This is a genomic window from Enterococcus sp. 125944, assembly GCF_051909435.1.
GTDB lineage: Bacteria > Bacillota > Bacilli > Lactobacillales > Enterococcaceae > Enterococcus_D > Enterococcus_D gallinarum.
This window is the reverse complement of the sequence record NZ_JBQASY010000049.1, coordinates 1-3,350: the sequence shown is the minus strand read 5'-3', so window position 1 is coordinate 3,350 and position 3,350 is coordinate 1. Positions and strand designations below refer to the sequence as shown.

5 protein-coding genes are annotated in these 3,350 nt (G+C 33.0%); all 5 read left to right on the top strand.

Annotated elements, in window-relative coordinates; genetic code table 11:
- A partial coding sequence (locus tag ACTFWY_RS17655; RefSeq protein WP_439939948.1) for a LysM peptidoglycan-binding domain-containing protein occupies positions 1 to 688 on the top strand: 688 nt, incomplete at its 5' end.
- A 15-nt stretch (positions 689 to 703) separates the two neighbouring features.
- Entirely contained in the window at positions 704 to 955 is a 252-nt protein-coding gene (locus ACTFWY_RS17650; protein WP_208775570.1) for a hypothetical protein, read from the top strand.
- 143 nt (positions 956 to 1,098) lie between these two features.
- Complete coding sequence (locus ACTFWY_RS17645) at positions 1,099 to 1,509, top strand: hypothetical protein (RefSeq protein ID WP_439927423.1); 411 nt, start codon at positions 1,099 to 1,101, stop codon at positions 1,507 to 1,509.
- Between the two features lie 41 nt (positions 1,510 to 1,550).
- A complete protein-coding gene (locus tag ACTFWY_RS17640) occupies positions 1,551 to 2,180 on the top strand; it encodes a hypothetical protein (protein WP_439927424.1) in 630 nt (209 codons plus the stop codon).
- A gap of 18 nt (positions 2,181 to 2,198) precedes the next feature.
- Entirely contained in the window at positions 2,199 to 2,711 is a 513-nt protein-coding gene (locus ACTFWY_RS17635; RefSeq protein WP_208775545.1) for a hypothetical protein, read from the top strand.
- Positions 2,712 to 3,350 lie beyond the last annotated feature (639 nt).

The following is a 3,350-nucleotide window of genomic DNA, read 5'->3' as shown; positions in this document are numbered from 1 at the left end:
CAATCGATACGGCGTGAGCATGGATGATCTAGTGAAATGGAACAAGATCAAAAATTATACGATCCATCCGGGTCAAGTCTTAACGATTCAAACAATTGTTTCTACACCAGCAAAACCTGCGATCACGACAACACCAAAAGTAAAAGCAAAACCGGCGATTACCACGATACCAAAAGCGGAATCAAAATCTGGAGTGACTACCACGCCAAAAGTGGTCGACAAACCAGCGATTACAACCACACCAAAAGTAGAAGACCAACCTGTGGTCACAACCGTTCCTAAGACTGAATCAGAAGTATTGGTTGAGAAAGCCAGTGGAGCTAAAGGTAAATTAGATGTATCATCGAAATCTTTTGAATCACTTACTGCGGATGAGAAAAAAGTAGTAGAATCACTTTTGGAACAAGGGAAAGATGTTAAACTTATTCCAGAAGCTCCGAATGTAAGTAAGACTCCTGATCTTTTAGTTAATGGAATAGAAACTGAAATTAAAACACTTAATGGAAATAATATCAATACTTTAGTTACGAAAGTAGGTAAAGCATTAAAACAAATAGATGGGAAAGGTAAAATTGTTTATGATATATCAAAAGCAAACTTTACACCGCAACAAATGGATGAAATAATTTCTAGATTAATTGGTAAGTATGGAAAGGATATAGTTGATAGAATTACTTTTATAAAATAGGAGAGTGATTTAATCGTGAAAATAAAATGTTTATGTGGAAATGTGCTTAATGATGAGAATTTGGAAACAACGAATCCTCTAATTATTTTTCCAGAGAACGAGTATTATGATGTGTTAGAGTCAAATCCGAAAACCGTAGAAGAGCTTGTGGATAATATGCCTTTAGGGTCAATGTGGGAGTGCAGGGTTTGTGGAAGACTTTTCTATTTTAAAGAAGGAAAATTTGATATATATAGTTTAGAAAAAGAAGCGTTTGACAGTAATTAAAGATTACTAGATAAATTAAAAAGGCACTCTATCATTCGACGGGAATCGAAAAGATAGAGCCTTGACTAGTAAGGATGAACTCACTAATCAAGTTGCCAATAGCTAACAAAACCTAGCTGTATTTATTGTACAAAAGTTCATTATTGGAAAAAGAAGTGATTCAATATTGTCGCTTCTTTTTCTTTCTACATCTAAAATTAATTTATAGCCCAGAGAAAGCCAGTGGGGCTGATGTTCCTAAGATAGATGTTTCAAAATTAAAAGAGAGTGCAATTTTATCCAAAAAAGGTGGAGAAACTGTAGTTGGGCATGCTTTACAGAAGCATGCAGGCAGAAATCCGGATATATGGGGGAAAATAAACGAGAATGCACAAGAAATAAATAAAACTGCTATGAGGCATTTAGAAGAAATTTTAAATGCACCTAGAGATTTTAAAGTTGTCAAAACTAAAAATGGTGTATCATTTTTAGAAAAACAGTTACAAGTCCTATGCCTCCTTGATTTTTTAATTTATCCACATTTTTCATGGTGGTTCGTTCTAAAATTATTTTAATAGTGGATTCATGTCGATACGGTGTGAGCATGGATGATCTAGTGAAATGGAACAAGATCAAAAATTACACGATCCATCCGGGTCAAGTCTTAACGATTCAAATAATTGTTTCTACACCAGCAAAACCTGCGATCACGACAACACCAAAAGTAGAAGCAAAACCAGCGATCACGACGACACCAAAAGTGGAATCAAAACCTGGAGTGACTACCACACCAAAAGTGGACGAGAAACCAGTGATTACAACAATACCGAAAGTAAAAGAACAACCGGTGGTCACAACCGTTCCTAAGACTGAATCAGAAGTATTGGTTGAGAAAGCCAGTGGGTCTACAGGTACAGTCTGGGATGATATTAAAGGTACACAACCTCCAAGAGAAGGAACTACTATTCCTAAATCGTTTGAAATAATTGTTAATGGGGAAAAGTTGTGGGTAAATCCAAATGGAACCAAGCACATGGTAGAATATTCAACTCGAAATCTATCTCATGGACAAAAACTTACCGAACAACAATTGTTAAGGAGTTTTCAAGGTGCTGTAGAACAAGCTACTTCTACAGGAATAAAATTTGAAACTAAAATAATAATAGATAATTGGGAATTAATGTTTAGTCCAGCTAGAGAAGCAGGACAATTACCAGTTATTAAACATGCTGTATATCTACCATAACTATGAAAGGAGCAAATTATGAAAATTAAAAGTTATGAGGATAAATTAGTCAAAGATGATATAAAAGTTGACTATTATGTCCCAATCACAGTATCATTTCCAGAAAATGATGATAAGTATAACCTAGGAGAATTTTATTATTATAGATTCGTTAATGAATATGAATCATTTGTTGAGATTAAAATCAATTCTGTTACACAGAAAATTGTAGAAGTAGTATTCACATCCATCAATGATATTGAAGATTCCAATTTATTTATTGGAGAGTATGCAGAAAAAAATCCAGTGATCCAAACAGATATTTTTGATGGAAATTCGATTATAACTAAAGAATCTGGGTTTAAAATATCTAGAGAACATAAAAAATTATGTTTTAAATTAGATAAAGAAAAGATGGATTCTGTTGTAAAGATGTCTAATCATGTATCTTTATTTCTAAATGAAGACAGTGAGATTATTGGTTTAGAGTTTTCTAGCTTTTCAGATAATGAATGGGCAGAACTCAATGAAAGTATAAAATCTACCAATTGATTTAATTTTAAATGAGAAGAAGATAGGATTTTCAACAGCTATTTTGCTAGATTCTGAGGATGAAACAAAAGAATTTTGAAAGAACAAATTCAAATGATAAAATAAACGGTGGCATGTTATGCTGAAAAGGTTCGAGGGATAATCCAAGGTACTAGGTATTTTGTGAGTTCCTCGGGTACTATCAAAAGCACATGCCCAATAAAGAAAGTCAATAGCAATATTAGGAGAGACTAATGATCTATTGACTTTCTTTATAGTGTTTTACGGATCAGAAGAATCATTTTTCTCATTGCCTTCCGCTCCTTTTAGAAATTGTTTTATAACAAGTACCTTCACAACTTCTATTTAGTAATTTGTCATATTAATTTTCTCTTTTCCAGATTCAAAAATAGTGTTCATATTTACTATTAGTGACCTTTGCTTCTTCAGTATTCTGATTAGTAAAGAGTCAGTAAGAGAAAAATATGAGTCGTATTCGTTAAGAAATCATATGATGTTCCAAGTATATGGCTATACGTATAATCCGTTTGATCCGATCAACTATACAATCAAACTTTCTCTAAGAAAAATGACATTGACGATAAGTAAAAAGTAGAGTTTATACAAGAAAAAGAAATGATGTGATTACAGTAATACCTA

Excerpts from the sequence above, each read along its gene's own strand:
- ACTFWY_RS17635 (WP_208775545.1), top strand. The coding sequence starts at position 2,199 with ATGAAAATTAAAAGTTATGAGGATAAATTAGTCAAAGATGATATAAAA.